Source organism: Maribacter sp. (assembly GCF_049667165.1).
Taxonomy (GTDB): Bacteria; Bacteroidota; Bacteroidia; order Flavobacteriales; family Flavobacteriaceae; genus Maribacter_A.
This window is the reverse complement of sequence record NZ_JBATHS010000298.1, coordinates 1-6,956: the sequence shown is the minus strand read 5'-3', so window position 1 is coordinate 6,956 and position 6,956 is coordinate 1. Positions and strand designations below refer to the sequence as shown.

The following is a 6,956-nucleotide window of genomic DNA, read 5'->3' as shown; positions in this document are numbered from 1 at the left end:
GTACTGCCCGGGCAACTGACCGCAATGCCATACTTTAGTTCTTTTAACCCATTCAGAATATAGGGGACTTTGGTCGCGCCTTGACTACTTCCTTTTATGCCGATTTTGGATAGGGGGATTCCAGTTTGTTCGGAAAAATAGGTAATGGCATTCATATCGTCGGATGCCAATTCCTCCATGGTCGCGGCCTGCCAATTACCTTCAGAGATGCCGGTACCGCGCTTGTCGTAATGAAAAGTGGTGTATCCCTTTTCGGCAAAATAAATGGCTTCGGCCCTGGACCCGCTGCGATCTCCACCCCCCGAAGAAGTTAGAAATACGATGGCTTTCGAATTGGGTTGGGATGGTTTCCGTATGGTTCCACCCATTTTCAAGCCGTTTGATTTAAAGATGACTTCTTCGGTTTTTACACTTTCTTCCTTGCTTAAAGCTTCTCTCTTCAACGTATAGGTGGTTACTAGCGAATCGACTTCCAATAATCCGGACAATCCAGCATAATTATCAGTCCATTTGTTTTTGAAGTTATAGGTGTAGCTATCACTTTGCAACATAAAATGTATTGAATCGCCGCTTACCTGCACATTTCTTGCCGGAATCTGAAATGCATTCTGTTCCAAACTGGTAAAGAATACCTTCCATTCGGTCGAATCTTTTTTGATTTCGAAGGAAATGGCATCTGAAAAATTGCCATGGTTGAAAATGCCGCTGTAGGTTCCTTCCTTTCCAACTTTCTTCGTTTCCTGTTGCAGACAACTGGAAGCAAACATTACCGTAATCAATAAAAGTGCATATTTTTTCATTTTCTCAAAGTTTTAATTCCCAATAGGATGCGTTGCCAACAAGATCATAAAGTACAGGGTCGTAACCCCTCTTTAAAAAGGCTGAAAAAGGGGTTCTAAGTAAGATAAACTGACAGATCATTTATCCCAAATCTCTTTTTCCACAATAGTTAAAACCTCAGAATTATGAACTTGCAATTCAATAAGCGCTGGAATTAGCCTATTTCTCATAATCACAATTCTATTGACCGTATTGTTTTGATGTTGGGGATCCCTTGCCCATCCGAGAAAATCGGACGGATGTTGTTCCGATTTACTTAATAAAGCAGAATCCAGTCTTATTATCGATGTATACTTTTCGCCTAATGCCCTATGCTTATTTATCACAATATCGGTATTAACATCTTCATATTCTTTATAATTCTCATACGTACTCGGGTAGGTCGATAGTTTTGATTTAAGCCGTTCATTTTGGAGGATTTCGATTTTATCGGTATAAATAACAGATAGCAACGTTCCGTTGGTCAAATTCAATGTAACATAATCGGACACATCGAATTTGTATATGGAATCGGCTAATGCAGGGACATTAGGGCCCAGGTGCTTCAAATACTCGGTTAATTCATTAAGATGGTCATTGTGTCGTGCCAAAGCGATTTTGATGCTTTCCTGATTCACTAAAAAATCTTCTTTTAGACCTTTGAGAATTAGCTGTTCACTGATTCGTTTTTTTCGATTTTCATTAGCATTGTTTATTTGTAAAGCGATTAAAATCCCGATGACGACAAGGATAATTTCCCCGATTGCATAAAGCAGATACCTGCCTGCCGGCGAGGCAGGTTTGCTTACCTTATTTTTAGATAGCAGTTGTTGCCTTATTTTTCTAAAAACTTTTATCATTTATGCATTCGTTTTAATATGAATCTTATCGTATTGCAGGTGCATATTATACCTCTTTTGTGGATTATCGCAAACGATTATTATTCATTCGTTTCCATTTCTAGAATACCTCTAAGTTCAACATTTTTTGAATATGACCTTATCGATATAATAAAAAATAGCCAATTACCTTCGTACTCAACTTTCCTTGATGGCTAATCCTTATAATGGGGCGAATATTCCGTAATTATTGCTTTCTTTCAAGTGTTACAACCAAGCTGTCAAAAAATACGGGCGAATGTTAATCTTTTACAGCCGACAACAATTCCCTATCAATAAATTTTCCACGTACTATGACCTTTTCGATGTCATTATAAGCCTCTACCGTTTTCAAAGGATTGGAATTCAAAATCAGTAAATTGGCGATGTTACCTTTCTCCACACTTCCATATAAGTGTTCCAGATGAAATGCTTGGGCATTCTTAAAAGTAGCTGCTCTGAAAATTTTCTCGAGGGGAATGCCCGCATCAGCCCAATGCCGCATTTCCAAAATGCCATTGTACCCTGGCGGATTGGTATACATATTCATAGCCGGGGAGTCGGTACCTAAAATAAGATTGGCGTCGTTCTCTTCTAAAAATTTGGCGACCGTCATTAAGCGATGGGCGTAGGTTTTAAATACATGTTCCCACATTTTTTGGTCATCGGTAAAATCCGCCTTTAATGCTTTGTAGAATGGGGGGTTTGTTTTTTCAAGAAAAGCGGTCCTCCCAAAAATTTTCCGCTTTCCCCATTGTCCCTCTTCTGTTTTGAGCAAGTCTAGCATTTGTTTGGGAAATACGTGTTCTAAGTTTTTATCCTCCAGAAAATCCATCGTAACCAGGTCTTTCTCGCCTGTTATCGTTCTAAAAGTAAGTTGATAAGGTATTTGTTTTTCAGCGATTTCAAGAAGTACTCGTTTATGTTCGTCCCCTAAATCGGGGTTGTTGAACTGATTTGGGTCATCGCTCCAGTTCCACATCGCATGGGCAAAAATTTGAGCGCCCGTTTCCAACCCTATTTTATGGCCCTCTAAGGAAGGTGCGTGCAACACCAAGGGCATATTGAACTTTTGGGCTTCCAGTATCAAATCACGTAAAATAGACGCAGTTGGTTTTTCCCAACTTACCGCCAAACCTGATGCTTCATCTTCATAGACCATCTTAACGCAAATACCTTGTTGTTCCCTGATTTTTGACACGATTTTCTGAGGTGTATGCTCGTTTGCTTGAATAGCGTCAGGTAAAATACTGTTCGTATTATAAATGTCATTCAAAAAATTGGACGCATAACGCTGTTCTTGCGAATACTCCTCCATTTCCATATTAAAATCATCCATCACGGTAACTTGTTCTCCACAAGTATAAATATCGGGACGTATTTTCGATTCCAATATTTTGTTCATGCGTTCAGGCCAGTAATTATTCACATCGATTAAAGTTGTAAACCCAAAATAGAGATAGCTTTTAGGTAACTGATCGTAATAAAGCTCGACCAATTCAGGATACTTCTTTTTAAGTGGTCCGTTAAGTCCGGCGGTGTTTGAAAGATGCACATGCGAATCTATCAAACCGGGAATAAGAAACTTCCCTGTCCCATCTAATTCTTTATGATTTTCCGCTCCTTCCGGTTTTTTATCCCCTGCAGAAACAATTCTCTCACCCTCTATCAATACATAACCCACTTGAGTTTTTATGTTGTCAAGGTCTGCCGAAATAATAGTGATGTTTGATATAAGCGTCCTGCTTTGATTTTCTTGTGCCTTACAGTGTAAAGAACTTAGAATGGCAATTAGTATTAAGATCGTACGCATTGCCTTTTCGGTAAACGATCCGTTTATTTTTTCACTTTGGGCGTATTCATTTTTTGATAAACCGAGACAAATCAAGAAATTCCAGGACTGCATCGTAAGGCTTTTTAACCTATAAAAAGGAATACCATTTGTTGCTGAATTTTTCATTTTGTTCTTATTTAATCATTAAAAAAGGGATTGTTCTAAGTTTTAAGAGTTCCATTGTTGCTGTTTTTTACAAGCTCTTTCATGATTTTTTGATTTGACGAAATATTTTTTAAAAGTTAATAGGTTCTGTTTCGCACCGTTTTAGCCCAATATCCGCACTTTTTAGTGGTGTTTTTATGTTGCTATGGCACCTAAAAAAGGACAAGTAAGTTGTATGAAAAAAGGGATGGACTTTGATTGAGGTCCATCCCACTTGCATATCTAGCTTTAGGCCAGATTTTTAATGAAGGTGATGTCTTGATTCGGCCCAACGTATGCGCTTACTGTCCTTAAAATTTGAAAAGTAAGTGAACCTTCTAGATTCTGTTGGCGAAAGATTGATGAATGTTTTCATGACTAACGTTTTTTGATGATTGATATGTTGTTGCAATTCGTGATTAGCGATTGAAATTCCGGTACTGCGCCCATTGTACTCTTTTACTGCCACTAAAGGTTGAAAAGTACTGACCTGTTTTTGATTCTGTTGCTGTTCTGTTGATTGATGCTTTCATTATATGTTGTTTTAGATGTCGTTCGTTGTTTGTTAAACTTGTGATTAGCGATTAAAGTTTCTGTACTGTGCCCATTGTGCTCTTTTGCTGCTACTAAAGGATGAAAAGTACTGTCCTGCTTTTGATTCTGTTGCTGTTTTGTTAAATGATGCTTTCATGATTTTAAGTTTTATTGTTGTTTTTGATGTTGTTATAAAATTGAATTACATCTAGTAGACGAAGGAGTAACTGTTTTGTTACAGTACTATGCATAAAAAGGTACTATATTATATAATTTTTAACATTTGACGATCCTATTTATTTAATTTTAAATCTTATAAGTATTTGATGTTTAGTTTTTTATGATAATATATGGGAGGTAGGAGCTATTTCAAGAAAAATCAAAGTGAATTTCTAGGTTCTGAAAAAGGCACATGAATTCTACTGATTAAGAAATGTAGAAATACTTAATTTAAGCAACGCTTTATTTGAAGATTTATAGTAGCATTCTTAAATAAGAAGCCAATCGTTTTCTTCTTCGGTTTTCTTTAGTAGCTTTTTAGAGAAATTATCTTTTTTAAATATGGTCAGACCCTTCTTACCTAAAGAAGTATAACATAGTATCTGAGGCGAGAGTAATGAATTATAGCAATCCTTCCTCCTCTAGAGACATTTTCAGCTTAGCTTGATTTTCCCAAAACCTATCTTTTATTTTTTGCATAATACCCTCAAACTCTGGATGGCTTTTTAATGTTTTTATCAATGGCTCATCTTCAATTAATAAAAACCAGTATTGATAATTTTCTATTTCCGAAAAGATTTTGAGTTGTTCGATAGCTTTATCAATCTTTCCCTCATAGGCATATTTCCAAACTAGATTAACACTTTTGTACGCGGAGTTATCCTCTTCGCAATATTTTGAAAACTCATTAAAAAAAGTCTCAGCCTCCTTTTCTAAGCCCATCTTTTTATAAACCATTGCAATTTTGATATTTTCCTGCACATAAATGTCCAGACCACTACTTTCCCTAGCTTTGACAAATTTTTCAAAATAAAAATAGGCACTGTTATAATCTTCTTGGATATAATACAACTTACCGATATCCTGCAAAATGTCGAGACGCGTTGTATCCTTATCCCATTCCTTAATTAGCAAATTCTGGGTTCTCTCCAAATTACCATCTCTTGCGAATAGGATAAATGCCTTTAAATGTGGTGCATAATAATTATCTGGGTGATAGTCCAACGCCATATTGATGTATTTTAATGCCTCATCTGAAAACCCTGATGACACCAAAGCATTACTTAACTGTAAACAGGTATAGCTTTGAGTGACAGAATCACTTGCAATATTAAGCTGAAATCCTTTCAAGGCGTACTTTAAGTATTTGTCAGTATTGGGAACCAAACGAAAATAGAAATCCGCAAGCATTTGCACCGCCAGGGATGAATTAGGATTGTACTCCAAGGCCTTTTCGAGATGTGGTAAGGCTAGTTTATATTCCTTTGTCTGTATGTAGTAGAAAGCCTTTGCAGTAAGGCTTTCGGCAGATTTTGAATCATAGAGCAAAGCCTTGTCCGCATAGCTATTGATCTTTTCGGTATACTGTTTTTCGACTTGAGACATTTCAAGAAGATAGTATGATATAGCAATATTGGCATAAGCTAGGGCAAACTCCGAATCTTCTTCGATAGCTTTTTCAAACAATCCAATGGCTTGCCTAAGACCTTCATCTGTTCTGGATATATATGGGTCAAGTGCTTGGAGGTAATAATCATAGGCCACCAGATTTTCAGTAGGCCTTTTTTCAATTTGCTCCAATTCGGCCGGTGTCACGACCGCCTCAATGGCATCGGCAATTTTCTTCGCAACATCGTTTTGCAACGCAAAGATGTCAACCACTTTCTGGTTATACTGCTCAACCCAAATAGGGGTATCCGATGAAGCGTCGATCAATTGGATATTGAGCAAAACCTGATCCCCAACACGTTGACCACTACCTTCTACCAAGTAGTTTACATTAAGTTCTTCGGCTATCTCAGGGATGCCCTTCTCGGTTTTTCTGTACTTCTCTACCGAGGTTCTACTGATTACCCGCAAGTCTTCAATTTTCTGAAGGTTGTTCAATGCGGATTCCATCAACCCGTTCACAAAATAAAGATTGGTGGAATCGGCACTTTCATTTTTGAAGGGCAATACGGCGATGGATTTTTCGATTTCCCATTTGTGAACTGTGTCTTTTGTACTGAAAAGTAAAAAGGAAACAACCAGAAGTACCATGGATGTAGCAGCAATGAGGGGCCATTGGTATCGCTTAAAAAAGCTGGCCTTACGCTGTTTTTTTTCTTCTACTTCGAAATCAGTTGTTCCGACCTCTCCCGGAGGATATCCATACTGTTCCCGAAAACATTTGATGAAATAGGAAGTACTTCCAAACCCTACTTGATACGAAATCTCCGAAACCGTCGATGAAGTCTCCTTGAGTAAGGTCATTCCTTCTTGAAGACGGACTTTACGAATGAATTGGCTTGCAGAAAGCTGTGTCTGCTTCTTGATTTTCCGGAGTAGGTTAGACCGACTCATATGCATAGTTTCCGCCAGTTCGGATACCCCAAATTGTTCGTTGGCCAAATTCTTCAGAATTATGGCTTCCGCTTGTTCAATAAAGGTTGACCTGTTTGACGATTCGTTGGACATGATGTTTTTTAATCGCTCTAAATTAGGAAAATTGTCATAGAAATGCCCATTAATCCAATGGACTCCTGATT

Annotated in this window: 4 protein-coding genes; all 4 read right to left on the bottom strand. The window is 37.7% G+C overall.

Annotated elements, in window-relative coordinates:
- The coding region (locus WBM98_RS14245; protein ID WP_424366692.1) for an alpha/beta hydrolase family protein at positions 1-800 on the bottom strand (800 nt) is incomplete at its 3' end.
- A 117-nt stretch (positions 801-917) separates the two neighbouring features.
- Positions 918-1,679 (bottom strand): hypothetical protein, encoded by a 762-nt coding sequence (locus tag WBM98_RS14240; protein ID WP_424366691.1) that lies wholly within the window; start codon positions 1,677-1,679, stop codon positions 918-920.
- A gap of 280 nt (positions 1,680-1,959) precedes the next feature.
- A complete protein-coding gene (locus tag WBM98_RS14235; protein WP_424366690.1) occupies positions 1,960-3,657 on the bottom strand; it encodes an amidohydrolase family protein in 1,698 nt (565 codons plus the stop codon).
- Between the two features lie 1,173 nt (positions 3,658-4,830).
- Positions 4,831-6,956 (bottom strand): helix-turn-helix domain-containing protein (locus WBM98_RS14230; protein ID WP_424366689.1); only part of this gene is annotated, 2,126 nt, incomplete at its 5' end.

Bases quoted from the DNA above. Each gene is read 5' to 3' on its own strand.
- WBM98_RS14240 (WP_424366691.1), bottom strand. From the start codon at position 1,679: ATGATAAAAGTTTTTAGAAAAATAAGGCAACAACTGCTATCTAAAAAT.
- WBM98_RS14235 (WP_424366690.1), bottom strand. From the start codon at position 3,657: ATGAAAAATTCAGCAACAAATGGTATTCCTTTTTATAGGTTAAAAAGC.